This is a genomic window from Azospirillum sp. A1-3, from assembly GCF_023806445.1.
Classification (GTDB): domain Bacteria; phylum Pseudomonadota; class Alphaproteobacteria; order Azospirillales; family Azospirillaceae; genus Azospirillum.
Map to the genome: position 1 here is coordinate 1,143,500 of NZ_JAMSLU010000001.1, position 16,102 is coordinate 1,159,601.

The following is a 16,102-nucleotide window of genomic DNA, read 5'->3' on the forward strand; positions in this document are numbered from 1 at the left end:
AGATTTCAGAGGTCGACGTGACGCAACTCCAGGAACTCGATTCGGTCGGTATCGAGCCAAACGCTCCGGAACGCTTCATCAATCGGGAGCTGTCGTGGCTGGCCTTCAACCAGCGCGTCCTGGACGAGGCCGCCAATCCGAATCACCCGCTTCTGGAGCGGCTGCGCTTCCTGTCGATCTCCGCCAGCAATCTCGATGAATTCTACATGGTCCGCGTCGCCGGCCTGAAAGGGCAGGTGGCCGCCGGCGTGAAGGCGCCGAGCCCGGAAAATCTGACGCCCGCCCAGCAGTTGGCCGCGGTGAAGCAGCGCATCGCCCTGCTGATGGACAGCCAGCAGACGATGTGGCGCACGCTGAAGGGCGAGCTTCGGGAAGCCGGAATCTCCGTGGTCGATCCCAAGGACCTCAGCGAGGGCGAGCTGGACTGGCTGGAAGCCAAGTTCCTAGACGACATCTTCCCGATTCTGACCCCCATCGCCGTCGATCCCGCCCACCCCTTCCCGTTCCTGCCCAATCTCGGATTCTCGCTGGCGCTGCAACTGCATGATCCGGTCAAGGGCCGTCACATCGACGCCCTGGTGCCGTTGCCCTCGCAGTTGGAGCGGTTCCTGCGCCTGCCCGGCTCGGACATCCGCTTCCTCCAGCTGGAAAAGGTGGTGATGCAGTTCATCGACCGCCTGTTCCCTCCGTTCCAGGTCAAGGCGCACGGCGTCTTCCGTGTCCTGCGCGACAGCGAGATCGAAATCGAGGAAGAGGCGGAGGATCTGGTCCGCACCTTCGAAAGCGCGTTGAAGCGCCGCCGCCGCGGCAGCGTCATCCGGCTCGCCACCGACAGCGGCATGGCGGCCGACCTGCGCGATTTCCTGCGTCATGAGCTGAACGTCGCCTCGGACGACGTCTTCATCCTGGATGGGCTGATCGGCCTGAGCGACACCAAGCAGCTGATCGTCGACGAACGGCCGGATCTGGTCTTCCGCCCCTTCAATGCCCGCTTCCCGGAACGAATTCGCGATTTCGGCGGCGATTGCTTCGCAGCGATCCGCCACAAGGACATCGTCGTCCACCACCCCTACGAATCCTTCGACGTGGTGGTGCAGTTCATCCGGCAGGCGGCGCGCGACCCGCAGGTGGTTGCGATCAAGCAGACGCTCTACCGCACCAGCAAGGACAGCCCCATCGTCGCCGCGCTGATCGAGGCGGCGGAGGCCGGCAAATCGGTGACCGCGCTGGTCGAGTTGAAGGCCCGCTTCGACGAGGAGGCGAACATCCGCTGGGCGCGCGACCTGGAACGCGCCGGCGCCCAGGTGGTCTACGGCTTCGTCGACCTGAAGACCCACGCCAAGGTGTCGCTGGTGGTGCGGCGCGAAAAGAAGGCGCTGCGCAGCTACGTCCATTTCGGCACCGGCAACTATCACCCGATCACCGCGAAGGTCTACACCGACCTGTCCTTCTTCACCTGCGATCCGGCGCTGTGCCACGACGCCGCCGTCATGTTCAACTTCATGACCGGCTACGCGACGCCGAAGGTGCTGGAGAAGATCGCCATCGCGCCGATCACTCTGCGCCAGCGCCTTTTCGACCTGATCGAGGCGGAAATCGCCCATGCCGCCGCCGGCCGTCCGGCGTCGATCTGGGTGAAGCTGAACTCGCTGGTCGATCCGGTCATCATCGACAAGCTGTACAAGGCGTCGCAGGCCGGGGTGCAGATCGACATGATCATCCGCGGCATCTGCTGCCTGCGGCCCGGGGTGAAGGGGCTGTCGGAGAATATCCGGGTGCGCAGCATCGTCGGCCGCTTCCTGGAACATGGCCGCGTCATCTGCTTCGGCAACGGTCATCCGATGCCCAGCAATCAGGCCAAGGTGTTCATCTCCTCGGCCGACTGGATGACCCGCAACCTGGACCGCCGCATCGAAACGCTGGTTCCCATCGAAAACCCGACGGTGCATGAACAGGTGCTCGACCAGATCATGGTCGCCAACATGAAGGACGACGCAAGCACCTGGAAGCTGGGGCCCGATGGCGTGTACCATCGGATCAAAGCTGGCCCGGACGCGTTCAGCGCCCATAATTACTTCATGACCAACCCCAGCCTGTCCGGCCGGGGCAGCGCGCTCAGCAGCAAGCGCACGCCGCCGCGGCTCATGCTGCATGCGGTGTCCTGAGGGCGGGTGACGGGAGCGAGAGTATGAGCAAGGACAAACGCGCGGCCGCCATCCCGGGCGATGTCGGGCAGGCGGGCGTCGGCGGATTCGGCATGGCTGCCGCCCCCGATCACGTCCCCGACAACGCCGGCGAGCGCGTCGGCGTGATCGACATCGGCTCCAACTCGATCCGTCTGGTCGTCTATGACGGGCTGACCCGGTCTCCGCTCGCCCTGTTCAACGAGAAGGTGCTGTGCGGTCTCGGCCGCGGTGTCGAGAAGTCCGGCGTGCTGAACCCCGATGGCGTCGCCCAGGGGCTGGTGGCGCTGGAACGCTTCGCCACGCTGGCCCAGGGCATGCGCGTTGGCCGTTTGGACGTGATCGCCACCGCCGCCGTGCGGGACGCCCGCGACGGCGCCGCCTTCGTCGATGCCATTCGCCGCCGCGCCGGCCTGACCGTCCGCGTCATCAGCGGCGAGGAGGAGGCGCGGCTATCGGCCATGGGCGTGCTGTCCGGCACCCCCGGCGCCGACGGGCTCGTCGGCGACCTCGGCGGCGGCAGCCTGGAGTTGGTGCCGCTCGACCGCGGCGTGATCGGCAGGCAGGTGACTTTGCCGCTCGGCCCGCTGCGGCTGATGGAGGTCGGCTCGTCCAAGGGTGGTCCGGCCAAGCTGATCGACCAGCATCTGGAATCGCTGCCCTGGCTGTCGGCGATGAAGGGGCGGCCCTTCTACCCGGTCGGCGGAAGCTGGCGCGCCATCGCCAAGCTGCATATGGAGCAGTCCGGTCATCCGCTGCACATCATCCACCACTATACCATCCCCGCCGCCGACGCGCGCGAGTTCACCGGGCTGATCGGCCGGCAGAGCCGCTCGTCGCTGGAAAAGATGGCCGGGTCGCGCCGGCGACTCGATACGCTGCCCCTGGCCGGGCTGGTGCTGGAACGGCTGCTGCGCATCGCCCAACCGTCGAAGCTGGTCTTCTCCGCCTATGGCCTGCGCGAGGGGCATCTCTATTCGCTGCTCTCGCCGGAGGGGCAGCGCGAGGATCCGCTGATGGCGTCGGCCGCCGACTGGGCGCAACGCTTCGTGCGGATGGGCGATCCGGCGCTGCTGATGTCCTGGACCGCCGGGCTGTTTGCCGGGGAGGACGACAACGCCATTCGCCTGCGCCATGCCGCCTGCCTGCTGAGTGACGTCGGCTGGGCCGACCATCCCGATTACCGGGCGGAGCATGCCTTCCTGCGCGTGCTGCGCTATCCATTCCCGGCGCTGGACCATGACGAGCGGGCGTTCCTGGCGCTCGCCGCCCACGCCCGCTATTCCGGCACCATCGACGTGCCGCTGACTGCACCGGTGCGGACATTGGTGACCGAAGGGCAGGGCATGAAGGCGCTGGTGCTGGGTCTGGCGCTCCGCCTCGCCCACACTCTGTCCGGCGGCGCCACGGCGCTGCTGGAGCGTACCAGCCTGAAGGTCGGCGACGGCCGGGTGGTGCTGACCTTGCCCGACGACCACAGCGTCCCATCGGGTGAAGCGGTCCAGCGCCGCATCGATGCGCTGGCCAAGGCGATGAATCTCAAGGGCGACGTGGTCCAGCCGCTGCGGCCGCAGGCGGCGGAATAGGGCAGGGCAGATGGGCCGCCCGTCGACGAATGACAGGCGGCCCGCCCCCGTCAGGTTCGGGTGATCGACACGCCGCCGTCGACCAGCAACGCGGTTCCGGTGGTGAAGCTGGACGCATCCGACGCCAGATAGAGCGCGGACTGCGCGATTTCACGCGGCGCGGCGAGCCGCTTCAGCGCATGAAGACCTTGGACGAACGCCAAAGCCTCCGGCGTGTTGGACACGGCGCGTCCCATCGGCGTGTCGGTGCCGCCCGGCAGCAGCGCGTTGGCACGGATGCCCTGCGGTCCGTACTCGGCGGCGATCACCTGCATCAGCCCGATCAGTCCGGCCTTGCTGGCCGCATAGGCGGCCATGCCGGGAAAGCCGACCGTGTGGCCGACGAAGGTCGAGGTGAAGATCAGCGATCCGCCGCCAAGGGCGAGCATCGCCGGAATCTGGTGTTTGGCGGCATGAAAGGCGCTGGTCAGGTTGGTGTCGATCACCTCATGCCACATCTCCGCCGTCATTTCCGGAACCGGCACCATCGCGCCGGTCGTTCCGGCATTGTTGAAGGCGACGTCCAGGCCGCCGAACTGTCGCGTGGCGACCTCCACGGCTTCACGCGCGGTCTCCGCGTCAGCGACATTGCCGGCCACGGCGACGGCATTGCCGCCATTGTCCCGGATCTCGTCGGCCAGCCGTTCCAGTTCGCCGCGCCGCCGGGCCACGAGCACGAGCTTCGCGCCATGCTCGGCAAACAGCAGCGCCGCCTCGCGTCCGATTCCGGAACTGGCGCCCGTGACGATTGCAGTTTTCCCGTCGAGCTGTCTCATTGCCATTCTCCCTTGCGATGAACGGCCCGAGGGTCGCGAATGTGGTGCTGTCCGGGCTATCCGGTTCTTGCTTTCGAATTCGCAAGGCTGGAGCGGTCGGCGACAGGTTTAATTTCCATAACCTTCCTTATGTGTTTTATATCCGCCCTCACCGGCGGCATTTCTAAATAGTGCTGTAAGGACATAGCGCCAGAGCACGGTTGTTAGGCGGTCTAATTCTGACTATCTTCTGGGAAGGCGCGCCGAGGGTACCAGCCTCGGCGCGCCCGCCCGATCAGCGGTTCAGGTACTCAAGCACGAGCTTGACCACCTGCAACAGCAGGATCAGGAGCTTGAGGATATCTGACATCCTCTGTCTCCCAGCTGAGCGGCGGCGGTGGCGGCCAGTCCGCCACCGCGTCCGCGCACCGGTTATATCCAGTGGCGCTTTCTTGCGGGAGTCGCATCCAGCAGGAAAATCTCAAATTTCGCGCATTCAGTTGGTTGACCGGTTGAGCCGTGGCATTTCGGATTTCCGCTACCCATTTCCGGCGTCGCACCTTCTGACCCGGATGGATGATGTCGTCGAAGAACCAGCCCACCCCGCCCGACCAGCGTCAGGCGGTTCTGTCCCAGCGTCGCAACCTCAAGATGGCCGAATCCGCCCACGCCTATGTGCGCGGCAGCACGGTGAAGTTCTACGAATGGCTCGAGCAGTCCGGCGGCAAGGTGCCTGACGGGCCGCCGGTTTGGATCTGCGGCGACTGTCACGTTGGCAATCTGGGGCCGGTCGCCAACGCCAAGGGCAACATCGACATCCAGATTCGCGACGTCGACCAGACGGTGGTCGGCAATCCCGCCCACGACCTGATCCGCCTCGGCCTGTCGCTCGCCACCGCGGCGCGCGGGTCGGACCTGCCCGGCGTCACCACCGCGCTGATGCTGGAGCAGATGATCGAGGGCTACATGATGACCCTCGACGGAGATCTCGGCGGAGAGACCCTGCGGAAGAAGCCGTCGGTCGTCCGCGTCGGCATGCGTCAGGCCATCGGCCGCACCTGGAAGCATCTGGCCAAGGACCGGATCAAGGACATCCGACCGACCATCCCGCTGGGCAAGCGCTTCTGGCCGCTGACCGACGACGAACGCGCGGCGGTGGAAGAGCTGTTTGCCAAGGATCAGGTGCGCCGTCTGGTGACCGCCCTGCACTCCCGCGACGACGATGACCGGATCGAGCTTCTGGACGCCGCCTATTGGGTCAAGGGTTGCAGTTCGCTGGGCCGGCTGCGGGTGGCGGTGCTGCTCGGCGTCGGCGAGGGTCATTACGACGAGGGCGGTCTCAGCCTGATCGACATCAAGGAGGCGGTGCAGGCCGCCGCACCCCGCGCCACGAAGAATGGCATGCCGCGCGACAACGCGGAACGCGTGGTAACGGGGGCGCAGAATCTCTCGCCCTATCTCGGCGACCGCATGCGCCCTGCCCGTCTGCTCGACCGCGCGGTTTTCCTGCGCGAACTGCTGCCGCAGGACATCAAGCTCGACTTCGACCATCTGACGCGCGAGGAAGCGACCCGCGCCGCCTTCTTCCTGGCCGCCGTGGTCGGCAAGGCGCATGCCCGCCAGATGGACGAGGCGACACGCAAATCATGGCTCAACGAGCTGGCGCGCAACCGCACCAAGAGCCTCGATGCGCCATCCTGGCTGTGGTCCAGCATCGTCGATCTGATCGTCGGCCACGAGGCGGCCTATCTGGAGCACTGCCGCCGCTACGCCGAACGCCCGGACGGCTGATCGAAAACATTGCGAGCCATCTCCAGGCAGGCGTCGCGACTGGGCTGGAAATCCTCGGCGATCCACCAACCCTCGACGCGCTTCAGCGTTTCGCCGACCGCCGGGCCACGCGGGATTCCCAGCCCCAGCAGGTCGCGACCGGCGATGGGCAGCTTCAAGCCCGGCAGATCGTCGGCCAGCGCCAGCGCCCGGCGCAGCACCGTCAGGTCCAGCGGGCCGTCATGGATAGCAGCGGCGATCAGCAGCAGGTCGCCGAACAGTTCGGCATCGCCAAGGCGATAGAGCGCCTGTCGCAGAGCCTTGCGGTCGTCAGCGGTTGCCAATGGGGCCGGCGCCAGCGCGACCGGCGGCTCGACCATGGCCAGCAGACGGTCGCGCTCGTGGTTGGACAGGCGCAGCGCCTCGGCGGCCCGCAGCGCGCCCGGCCGGTCGCTGTCCAGCACCGCAGCCAGCCGGCGCGTCGGATCGGGCGTTGCCCCCAGGTCGCGCTCCACCGCGATCAGCCGCTCCAGCCGGTCGGTGTCCATTGCTTCGGGCAGCAGGTGGACCATGATCCCCTGCCCCATCATCAGCCGCCACACCGCCGCGGCGCAGGGGGCGGTCAGCAGGCGGAACAGCTCCCCCCGCACCCGCTCGCCCGACAGGGTCGGCAGGCGCGGCGCCAGCTCACGACAAGCGGCCATCGCCTCGGCATCGGGTTCGCCGCGGCCGTAATGGGCATGGAAGCGGAAGAAGCGCAGCAGACGCAGCACATCCTCCTCGATCCGCCGCCGCGCCGCGCCGACGAAGCGGACGCGACCGGCGGCGAGGTCGGCCAGACCGCCGAACGGGTCGAACATGGAGCCGTCGGGCGTGCAGCTCAGCGCGTTCATGGTCAGGTCGCGGCGGGCGGCGTCCTCAATCCAGTCGTCGGTAAACTCGACGCGGGCATGGCGGCCGAAATTCTCCACGTCGCGCCGCAGCGTGGTGATCTCGTAGGGCTTGCCGCCGCACAGTGCGGTGACGGTGCCATGGGCGATGCCGGTGGGGATGACGCGGATCCCGGCGCCTTCCAGCAGCTCCATCACCCGTTCCGGCGGAGCGTGGGTGGCGATGTCGATGTCCTTCACCGGCCGGCCGAGCCACGCATCGCGCACGCAGCCGCCGACGAATCGCGCATCGGCGCCGCCCGACGCCAGGGCATCGAACACCGCGAGGCTTTCGGGCGCGGTCATCCAGGGTTGGGGCGACAGGCGTGCGGCAACGGTCATGGCGCGCGACGCTATCCGATTAAGGCCATCCGTGCCACAGCCGTCAGCCCGCCCCCTCCCCCGTTTCGCGCGCGGCGGCGCCCAGCACGTCGCGCAGGTTCACCAGCATGCCGGCGGTCGCCCCCCAGATGTAACGCTGCGGATAGGGGAAGGCGTAGAACCAGCGCGGCTTGCCCAGGAATTCGCGGCTGTGGCGCTGCGGGTTGGACGGATCGAGGATGAAGGACAGCGGCACCTCGAACACCTCCGCCACCTCGGTCGGGTCGGGCGTCAGCATGAAGGGCGGCGACACCACCCCGACCACCGGCGTCACCCGGAACCCGGTGCGCGTGACATAGGTGTCCAGCCGGCCGACGATCTCGATCCGGCCGCGCTCCAGCCCGATCTCCTCCGCCGTCTCGCGAAGCGCGGTGTCCTCGGGGCCGGCATCCTCCGGCTCCATCCGGCCGCCGGGGAAACTGATCTGGCCGGCATGGGCGCTCAGCGTCGCCGTGCGCTGGGTGAAGATGACGGTCAGCTCCTCCGGCCGGTCGACCAGGGGGACCAGAACCGCCGCCTCGCGCAGGGTCGATGGCGGCCCCATCTCCGGATTGAGGTCGTGGTCGCCCCTGATCTTGGCCGCCGCCCTGGGCGGCATCCGGTTCGAGTGAACGGCGTTTTCGACGGCCGCGTCGGTGCTCATCGCCGGAAAGCGCCGGCGGACCTCGTCCAGGCTCAGTCGCCAGGCAGCTTGCCCAGCGCGAAGAAGACCTTGTTGCTCCATAGACCCACCTCGGACTCGCCGGTTTCGGTGCGGCGCGTCTCGCTGCGCTCCACCATGTCGTAGAACACGGCCCGCAGGATAAGCGCCTCCAACCGGCTTCTGATTTCGATGTAGGGTGCCGGCTCCCCGGTTTCAGGGTTCACGGCGACGCGGATCGGGTGTTCGGGGCCGGCCTCCACCCAATGGTCCAGATTGGTGCGGAAGGACAGGACCTGATCGGCCCCGCTGCCGGCCACCGTCATCTCCACCGCGACGAAGGGAGCGTCCTCCACGACGATCTTGCCGCGCTCGACCGGCGTGACCAGCCAGTAATCGCCGTCGTCGTCGCGCTTCAGAACGGTGGAGAACAGCTTCGCCAGTTCGATGCGGCGGATGGGATCGCCATTGTGGAACCAGGTGCCGTCGCGCGCAATGCGGATGTCGTACTGCTCCAGCGTCGGCGTCCGGCCCAACGCGGCCGGCAGGTCCGGCGGCGTCCCCGAAACGGTTTGCCCATCTGAGCGCTTGTCATTCGCCATCGCGTTACCGACCTTCAAGGAGTTGGGAGCCGTTTTGTCCCCGGACATGCGCATTTTCGCCACACTCGGCCGCTAGGTCCACCCCGTTGGCCCTGCGGCATCCTCCGTCCGGCGTCACATCCGGCGGTGGGATTCGGAAAATGGGTGTCGACAAGGCGCAGGAACAGGGCCAACCATGCGGATCCCGTGTTTCACGTCACGGCAACCTTACCAAGGGTGGCCGCGACGACGACACCGACCGGCCCATCATCGGGGAGCAGCAGACCTTGAGCGCACAGGACATCCTGAGGGGGCAGCCTCCCGTGCCGGAGGACCCGCAACGGCTGATGGAGGAGATCGAGGCGCTGGGCGACCGGCTCGCCTCGGTCCGCGACCGCATCGGCCGCGTGATCTTCGGCCAGCACGAGGTGATCGACCGCACCCTGGTCACGCTGCTGGCCGGCGGCCATGTCCTGCTGATCGGCGTTCCCGGCCTCGCCAAGACGCGGCTGGTGGAAACGCTGGGCACCGTGCTGGGCCTCGCCGAAAAACGAATCCAATGCACGCCCGACCTGATGCCCGCCGACATCCTCGGCTCCGAAGTGCTGGAGGAGGGGGAAAGCGGCCGCCGGTCCTTCCGCTTCCTGCCCGGCCCGGTGTTCAGCCAGCTGCTGATGGCGGACGAGATCAACCGCGCCAGCCCGCGCACCCAGTCCGCCCTGCTTCAGGCGATGCAGGAGCACCGGGTGTCGGTGGCCGGCCAATACCATCCCCTGCCCGAGCCCTTCCACGTCCTGGCGACCCAGAACCCGCTGGAACAGGAAGGGACATATCCGCTGCCGGAAGCCCAACTCGACCGCTTCCTGATGCAGATCGACGTCGATTACCCGGACCGCGAGGCCGAACGGCGGATGATGATCGCCACCACCGGCTCCACCGACGAGCGGGCGGTGACCGTGCTGTCGGCCGCCGATCTTCTGACTGCACAGCGCCTCGTCCGCCGCGTGCCGGTCGGTGAAGGGGGGGTGGACGGCATCCTCGACCTCGTCCGCCGTGGCCGGCCGGAGATGTCGGAGCTGTTGGAGGTGCGCCAGCATGTCGCCTGGGGCCCCGGTCCGCGCGCCAGTCAGGCGCTTATGCTCGCCGCCCGCGCCCGCGCGGTGCTGGATGGCCGGCTGTCGCCGTCGCTGGACGACGTGGTGGCGCTCGCCAAGCCGATCCTGAAGCACCGCATGGCGCTGAATTTCGCCGCGCGGGCCGACGGGGTGACGCTGGACGACGTCATCGACCGCCTCTGCGCCCCCCTGATGTGACCCTCCGCAGCGGAGCCGCAATGCCGCGAAGCCCAACCTCCCCGCAACCGGGTCAGCTGTCGAACACCCTGCTGGCGCGCCATCGCGCGGAGGAGCTGGCATCCGCCTTGCCGCCGCTTCTGGTCGCGGCGGAGCGGGTGGCCGCCACCGTCGCCCAGGGCGTCCACGGCCGCCGCCGTGTCGGTCTGGGCGAGACCTTCTGGCAGTTTCGCCGCTACCAGCCGGGCGACGCGCCATCGATGATCGACTGGCGCCAGTCGGCCAAGACCCAGCCCGTCTATGTCCGCGAGAATGAATGGGAGGCGGCGCAAAGCGTCTGGCTGTGGCGCGACCGCTCCGCCTCGATGGATTTCCGCTCCGCGCCCGGCCTGCCGACCAAGCGCGAGCGGGCCGATCTGCTGACGCTTGCCACCGCCGTCCTGCTGGCCCGTGGCGGTGAGCGGGTGGCGCTGCTGAACAGCGGCGTGCGGCCAGACCATGGCAAGACCGCCATCGACCGCATCGCCCGCCTGATGACCGACCCGCGCGCCGCGGCGGCGCCCGACCCGCTGCCGCGGGTGGAGCCCCTGCCCCGCCATGCCCAGGCGGTTCTGTTCGGCGACCTGCTGTCTCCTCTGCCGGAGATCCACGCCGCCGTCGCCGGCCTGACCGGCCGCGGCCTGCGCGGTCATCTGGTCCAGATTCTGGATCCGGCGGAAGAGACGCTGCCCTATGACGGCCGTGTCGATTTCCACGGCATGGAGGGTGAAACAAACCTTCTGGTCCCCCGGGTGGAGGCCGTCCGCGAAGCCTACCGCGAGCGGCTGAAGGCCCAGCAGGACGGGCTGGCGGCACTGGCCCGCACCGCCGGCTGGAGTTTCGCCGTCCACCGCACCGACCGTTCGCCGCAATCCGCGCTGCTCACCCTGTGGGGTGCCATGGCGATGGAGGCGGTGTGACGCGCCTGCCGACCACATCACCCTCTTGCCCTTTCCCCTCTTGAAGACGCGCCAATGCTGGGTCTAGGACCGATCGCCTTCGCCGCCCCCTGGGTCTTGACCGCACTGGCAGCCCTGCCGGTCCTGTGGTGGCTGCTGCGTGTCACGCCCCCGGCGCCGCGCACCATCCAGTTCCCGGCCATTCGCCTGCTGCGCGATCTGATCGCTCAAGAGGAGACGCCGGCCCGCACGCCCTGGTGGCTGCTGCTGTTGCGGCTGATCGTGGCGGCGCTCATCATCCTGGCGCTGGCCGGGCCGCTGCTGAATCCGCGGGCAGCCCTGCCCGGCGGCGGGCCGCTGTTGCTGGTGGTGGACAATGGCTGGGCCGCCGGACGCGACTGGCCGACCCGCAAGCGCACGATGGACGAACTGATCGCCCAGGCCGACCGCCAGCAGCGCCCGGTGATCTTGCTGCCCACCGCCCCGCCGGCTGACGGACAGCCGATCCATGCCAGCGCCATCGTGCCGGCGCAGGAGGCGCGCCGTCTGGCTCAGGCGATGGTCCCCCTGCCCTGGCCGACCGACCGCGCCGCAGCGCTGGATGCCCTCAAGGCGGTGGCGGCGCAGGCCAATGGACGCGGTTCCATCCACGCGGTGTGGCTCAGCGACGGCGTCGGCGACAATCAGGCCGCCGCGCTGGCCGCCGGATTGCAGCGGCTGGGGTCCGCCGACATTCTCGACGATTCCGCCGAGCATCCACCGCACCTGCTGCTCCCGCCCTCCAGCGAGGGCACCGCCCTGACCGCCCGTATCGTGCGCGCCGACCCGTCCAAGCCGGAGCCGGTCACGGTCCGTCTTGGCGCCACCGACGGCCGGCTGCTGACCCGCCAGACCGTCGCTTTCGAACCCGGCCAGAAAATGCGCGAGGTGCGGCTGGATGTGCCGACCGAACTGCGCAACGACGCCGCCAGCCTGCGGGTGGAGGGCGACACCACCGCCGGCGCCACCGTCCTGCTGGATGAACGCTGGCGACGCCGCCCCGTCGGTCTGGTCTCCGGCCGGTCGGAGGGGGAAAGCCAGCCGCTGCTGTCCGACCTCTATTACCTTGAACGCGCGCTGTCGCCCTACAACGAGGTGCGGCGCGGCGAGACGCTGGACCTGCTAAAACGCGATCTGGCCGTGCTGATCCTGTCCGACATCGGTGCCCTGACCGGCACCGAGGTGCAGGACATCGAGGATTGGGTGAAGAAGGGCGGCGTTCTGATCCGCTTCGCCGGTCCGCGACTGGCCCAGCATGCCGACACGCTGGTGCCGGAGCGCCTGCGCATCGGCGACCGTGCGCTGGGCGGCGCCCTGTCCTGGTCGGAGCCGGCAAAGCTCCAGCCCTTCCCGCCCAAATCGCCCTTCGAAGGTCTGACCATCCCGCCCGACGTGCAGGTCAACCGGCAAGTCCTTGCGGAACCCGCCCTGGATCTTGCCGACCGTACCTGGGCGAGGCTGGCCGACGGCACGCCGCTGGTCACATCGCAGAAGCGCGGCGACGGCTGGGTCGTGCTGGTCCACACCACCGCCAGCCCGGACTGGTCGAACCTGCCGCTGTCCGGCCTGTTCGTCGACATGCTGCGCCGTCTGGTGGCGCTCAGCGGCGGCGTGACGGGAACGGCGGCGACCGCCTCGCTCGACCCGGTGGAGGTGCTGGACGGCACCGGCCGGCTGGTTCCGCCGCCGCCGACCGCCTTCCCGATTCCCGGCAACGCCACCGCCGACGTGATCGGGCCGCGCCACCCTCCGGGCTTCTACGGCACCGACGACGCGCGGCGCGCGCTGAACCTGTCCGCCGCCGTCACCACCCTCTCCCCGCTGCCGCCGATGCCGGCCGGGGTCGGGCGCGACGGCTATGGTGCCCGCGGCGAGGTTCCGCTGAAGCCATCGCTGCTGGCGGCGGCGCTCGCCCTGCTGTCCATCGACCTGCTGATCGCGCTGGCCCTCCGCGGCCTGCTGCGCCCGCCGCGCCTGCGTCGTGGCGCCGGCGGTGCCGCGGCCGGTCTGCTGCTCGCCCTGGCCTTGTCGTCCGCGCCGCAGCCCGCCCACGCTCTCGACCTGGACAAGGCGGTCAAGGTGACGGAGGAGACTTACCTCGCCTATGTCCGGACCGGCGACAGCAGCATCGACGACACCGCCCGCGCCGGGCTGGAGGGGCTGGTCAGCGTGCTGGGCCTGCGCACGGCGGTGGAGGCCGCGGGTGCGGTCGGCGTCGATCCCGAACAGGACGAGCTGGCCTTCTATCCCCTGCTCTACTGGCCGGTGTCCGACCGGCAGAAGCCGCTGTCCGATCAGGCGCGCCAGCGGGTGAACGAATATATGCGCAACGGCGGCACCATCCTGTTCGACACCCGCGATCAGTCGCCGGGCGGCGGCCCCGCCGTGCTGCAGACTCTGGTGGAGGGGCTGGACATTCCGCCGCTGGCCCCGGTGCCGCAGGACCATGTGCTGCGCAAGTCCTTCTACCTGCTGTCCGACTTCCCCGGCCGCTATGCCGGCGGCCAGTTGTGGATCGAGGCGCGGGAGGGGAAGGCCAATGACGGCGTCTCCTCCGTCGTGATCGGCGGCAACGACTGGGCGTCGGCTTGGGCGGTCGGCCGCAACGGCCAGCCGCTGTTCGCCGTGATCCCCGGCGGCGAGCGCCAGCGCGAGATGGCCTATCGCTTCGGCGTCAATCTCGTGATGTACGCGCTGACCGGCAACTACAAGGCCGATCAGGTTCATGTGCCCGCCATCCTGGAAAGGCTCGGCCAGTAAATGCCCGTCGATCTGCTCTCCGGACTTTCCGTGGCGTTGGCGCCGCTGCTGCCCTGGCCGGTGCTGGGTGTCCTGATCGGCTTCGCCCTTCTGGTCGTGCTGGTCGCGGCGCTGCGCCGGGCGCGTGGTACTTGGCTGCGCCTGTTGGCGGTGGCGGTTCTGGCGCTCGCGCTCATCAACCCCTCGCTGGTCCAGGAGAAGCGCGACCCGATCAAGGACGTCGCCGTCGTGGTGATCGACGATTCGCCGAGCCAAGCCATCGGCGACCGCCGCGCCCGCACCGAGCGCGCGGCCGAACAGCTGACCGAGCGACTGAAGCGCTTCGACGACCTGGAAGTGCGCGTCGTCCGCAGCACGGAGGGTGCGGACAATGGCGGCTCGATCAACGAGACGCACCTGTTCGACGCGCTGAACCGTGCCATGGCCGACGTGCCGCGCCGCCGCATGGCCGGCGCCGTCTTCATCACCGACGGTCAGGTGCACGACGTGCCGCAGGTGCCCGGCAAGCTGGCCGACATCGGCCCGATCCACACTCTGCTGACCGGCGACCGCGACGAGGGCGACCGCCGCATCGCCATCGTGCAGGCGCCGAACTACGGCATCGTCGGCAAGCCGGTGGAACTGACCATCCGCGTCGACGACATGCCCGGCCACCAGTCCGCCGACGCAGCGGTGACGCTGCGCCAGGACGGTGGCACGCCGGGCACCATCCGCGTGCCGGTCGGCCGCGACGTGCGCGTCGACCTTCCCGTCACCCATGGCGGCCAGAATGTGCTTGAGCTGGAGGTCGAACCGGCCAAGCAGGAACTGACGCTCGCCAACAACCGCGCGGCGGTCGTGGTCAACGGCGTGCGCGACCGGCTGCGCGTTCTGCTGGTCTCCGGCGAGCCCCATGCCGGGGAGCGCACATGGCGCAACCTGCTGAAGGCCGACCCGGCGGTAGATCTGGTCCACTTCACCATCCTGCGCCCGCCGGAAAAGCAGGACGGCACGCCGATCCGCGAACTGTCGCTGATCGCCTTCCCGATCCGCGAGTTGTTCGAGGTGAAGCTGGACGAGTTCGACCTGATCATCTTCGACCGTTACCGCCGCCGTGGCGTGCTGCCGCAGATGTATCTCGAGAACATCGCCGACTATGTCCGCAAGGGCGGCGCCCTGTTGGAGACCTCCGGCCAGGGCTATGCCGGCCCGCTGTCGCTCTACCGCACCCCGCTGGGCTCGATCCTGCCGGCGGCCCCCAGCGGCCAGACGGTGGATCGTCCCTTCCTGCCGACCGTCACCGATGTCGGCCGCCGCCATCCGGTGACCGCCGGGCTTCCCGGCGACCGGCTGGACGCGCCGCCGAGTTGGGGCCGCTGGTTCCATCAGGTCGATGTGACGCCGAACAACGGCACGGTGGTGATGCAGGGCGCCGACAACCGTCCCCTCCTGGTGCTCGACCGCGTCGGCAAGGGCCGGGTGGCTCAGCTCGCCTCCGACCAGATCTGGCTGTGGAGCCGCGGCTTCGAAGGCGGCGGCCCGCAGGCGGAGCTTCTGCGCCGCCTCGCCCATTGGCTGATGAAGGAACCGGAACTGGAGGAGAACGACCTGCGCGCCCATGTCGATGGTAACCGCATCACGGTCGAACGCCGCTCCCTCACCCCCGATCCGCGCTCGGTCACCATCACCGACCCGTCGGACCAGACCAGCACCCTGCAACTGACCGACGACCGCACCGGCCGCGCCATCGCCACGGTGACCGCCGCCGCACCCGGCATCTACCGCATCTCCGACGGGGAACGGACGACGCTGGCCGTGGTCGGCGCGGTGAACACGCCGGAACTGGCCGACGTCCGCTCCACCGGCGACCGCATGAAACCGGTGGCCGAGGCGACCGGCGGCGGCATCCACTGGGTGACCGACACCGACAGCGGCCCCAACCCCGGGATCGATGTGCGCCGCACCCAGCCCGACCGCAGCCAGACCGGCTCCGGCTGGATCGGCTTGCGCGCCAACGGCGATTACACGGTGACCGGAGTGACCGACGTCCCGCTTCTGCCGGTGGGCGCGGTGCTGGCCCTGGTGCTGGGCGGACTGCTGATGGCATGGCGCCGAGAGGGCCGTTGAGAGGGCTTCCGGATGTCTGATTTGGCAGTGAAAATTTTCTGAAAACAGCCTGTTGCGTTCAGCCGGGCTTCCGATTATGGTGCCGCTCCTTCCGGCGATACGA

Annotated in this window: 11 protein-coding genes; 7 read left to right on the forward strand and 4 right to left on the reverse strand. The window is 68.8% G+C overall.

Annotated features, from left to right (window positions below):
- Positions 1–17: 17 nt before the first annotated feature.
- Both M5E06_RS05430 and M5E06_RS05435 read left to right on the forward strand, forming a co-directional pair.
- On the forward strand, positions 18–2,165 hold the full coding sequence (locus M5E06_RS05430; protein WP_109154617.1) for an RNA degradosome polyphosphate kinase: 2,148 nt from the start codon (positions 18–20) through the stop codon (positions 2,163–2,165).
- A 23-nt stretch (positions 2,166–2,188) separates the two neighbouring features.
- On the forward strand, positions 2,189–3,769 hold the full coding sequence (locus M5E06_RS05435; protein WP_252137428.1) for a Ppx/GppA family phosphatase: 1,581 nt from the start codon (positions 2,189–2,191) through the stop codon (positions 3,767–3,769).
- Positions 3,770–3,819: 50 nt separating this feature from the next.
- Here M5E06_RS05435 and M5E06_RS05440 read toward each other — a convergent pair whose 3' ends face one another.
- Positions 3,820–4,584: an SDR family oxidoreductase gene (locus M5E06_RS05440; RefSeq protein WP_252137429.1), complete on the reverse strand. Its 765-nt coding sequence runs from the start codon at positions 4,582–4,584 to the stop codon at positions 3,820–3,822.
- A gap of 555 nt (positions 4,585–5,139) precedes the next feature.
- Here M5E06_RS05440 and M5E06_RS05445 point away from each other — a divergent pair.
- Positions 5,140–6,354, forward strand: coding sequence for a DUF2252 domain-containing protein (locus tag M5E06_RS05445; RefSeq protein WP_252137430.1), 1,215 nt, complete (start codon positions 5,140–5,142; stop codon positions 6,352–6,354).
- Here the strand turns inward: M5E06_RS05445 and M5E06_RS05450 are convergent.
- Genes M5E06_RS05450 through M5E06_RS05460 form a run of 3 tightly spaced genes read right to left on the reverse strand, consistent with a single transcriptional unit; the run spans position 6,330 to position 8,885 of the window.
- Positions 6,330–7,604: a CCA tRNA nucleotidyltransferase gene (locus M5E06_RS05450; RefSeq protein WP_252137431.1), complete on the reverse strand. Its 1,275-nt coding sequence runs from the start codon at positions 7,602–7,604 to the stop codon at positions 6,330–6,332. The two genes, M5E06_RS05445 and M5E06_RS05450, sit on opposite strands and share 25 nt — an antisense overlap.
- A gap of 43 nt (positions 7,605–7,647) precedes the next feature.
- Entirely contained in the window at positions 7,648–8,286 is a 639-nt protein-coding gene (locus M5E06_RS05455) for a CoA pyrophosphatase (RefSeq protein WP_252137432.1), read from the reverse strand.
- A gap of 32 nt (positions 8,287–8,318) precedes the next feature.
- A complete protein-coding gene (locus M5E06_RS05460) occupies positions 8,319–8,885 on the reverse strand; it encodes a DUF1285 domain-containing protein (RefSeq protein WP_252137433.1) in 567 nt (188 codons plus the stop codon).
- 326 nt (positions 8,886–9,211) lie between these two features.
- On the opposite strand from M5E06_RS05460, the gene M5E06_RS05465 reads away from it, so the two are divergent.
- Genes M5E06_RS05465 through M5E06_RS05480 form a run of 4 tightly spaced genes read left to right on the forward strand, consistent with a single transcriptional unit; the run spans position 9,212 to position 15,999 of the window.
- Complete coding sequence (locus tag M5E06_RS05465) at positions 9,212–10,177, forward strand: AAA family ATPase (protein ID WP_252138517.1); 966 nt, start codon at positions 9,212–9,214, stop codon at positions 10,175–10,177.
- A gap of 20 nt (positions 10,178–10,197) precedes the next feature.
- The gene (locus M5E06_RS05470; RefSeq protein WP_252137434.1) at positions 10,198–11,115 is read left to right on the forward strand and encodes a DUF58 domain-containing protein; all 918 of its coding nucleotides are present in this window, start codon (positions 10,198–10,200) and stop codon (positions 11,113–11,115) included.
- A 54-nt stretch (positions 11,116–11,169) separates the two neighbouring features.
- Positions 11,170–13,893, forward strand: a complete 2,724-nt coding sequence (locus M5E06_RS05475) for a DUF4159 domain-containing protein (protein ID WP_252137435.1) — start codon at positions 11,170–11,172, stop codon at positions 13,891–13,893.
- Positions 13,894–15,999, forward strand: a complete 2,106-nt coding sequence (locus M5E06_RS05480; RefSeq protein ID WP_252137436.1) for a glutamine amidotransferase — start codon at positions 13,894–13,896, stop codon at positions 15,997–15,999.
- The last annotated feature ends 103 nt before the right edge of the window (positions 16,000–16,102 follow it).

Bases quoted from the DNA above. Each gene is read 5' to 3' on its own strand.
- M5E06_RS05435 (WP_252137428.1), top strand. From the start codon at position 2,189: ATGAGCAAGGACAAACGCGCGGCCGCCATCCCGGGCGATGTCGGGCAG.
- M5E06_RS05440 (WP_252137429.1), bottom strand. From the start codon at position 4,584: ATGAGACAGCTCGACGGGAAAACTGCAATCGTCACGGGCGCCAGTTCC.
- M5E06_RS05445 (WP_252137430.1), top strand. From the start codon at position 5,140: ATGATGTCGTCGAAGAACCAGCCCACCCCGCCCGACCAGCGTCAGGCG.
- M5E06_RS05450 (WP_252137431.1), bottom strand. From the start codon at position 7,604: ATGACCGTTGCCGCACGCCTGTCGCCCCAACCCTGGATGACCGCGCCC.
- M5E06_RS05455 (WP_252137432.1), bottom strand. From the start codon at position 8,286: ATGAGCACCGACGCGGCCGTCGAAAACGCCGTTCACTCGAACCGGATG.
- M5E06_RS05460 (WP_252137433.1), bottom strand. From the start codon at position 8,885: ATGGCGAATGACAAGCGCTCAGATGGGCAAACCGTTTCGGGGACGCCG.
- M5E06_RS05465 (WP_252138517.1), top strand. From the start codon at position 9,212: ATGGAGGAGATCGAGGCGCTGGGCGACCGGCTCGCCTCGGTCCGCGAC.
- M5E06_RS05470 (WP_252137434.1), top strand. From the start codon at position 10,198: ATGCCGCGAAGCCCAACCTCCCCGCAACCGGGTCAGCTGTCGAACACC.
- M5E06_RS05475 (WP_252137435.1), top strand. From the start codon at position 11,170: ATGCTGGGTCTAGGACCGATCGCCTTCGCCGCCCCCTGGGTCTTGACC.
- M5E06_RS05480 (WP_252137436.1), top strand. From the start codon at position 13,894: ATGCCCGTCGATCTGCTCTCCGGACTTTCCGTGGCGTTGGCGCCGCTG.